1 protein-coding gene is annotated in these 235 nt (G+C 56.6%); it reads right to left on the bottom strand.

The features are described from left to right. Positions 1-35 precede the first annotated feature (35 nt). Positions 36-235 (bottom strand): 2-oxoglutarate and iron-dependent oxygenase domain-containing protein (locus tag SM753_RS21160; RefSeq protein WP_323193003.1); only part of this gene is annotated, 200 nt, incomplete at its 5' end.

Consider the following 235-nt stretch of genomic DNA (forward strand, 5'->3'; position numbering starts at 1 on the left):
GCCATACCCTTCCACCTGGAAGTGCTTGCCATCTATCAAGTTGCTGCATTTTGCTTCTCTTCGATCGGCTGGCGAAAGAACTCTCCTGATGCGTTCATCACAGCATCCATCAGAGAGGCTTCTAATCCATGGTTAGTAACCAGGAAGAGCCCCCAGCTCTGCAGAGCCGCCCGGAGCTTGTCGGCCTCGTCGGCGGCGGACAGACGGCTGAGATCAATGGCAGGAATGGGCTCCG

This window comes from Halostella sp. PRR32 (assembly GCF_034808085.1).
Classification (GTDB): Archaea; Halobacteriota; Halobacteria; order Halobacteriales; family Natronoarchaeaceae; genus Halostella; species Halostella pelagica.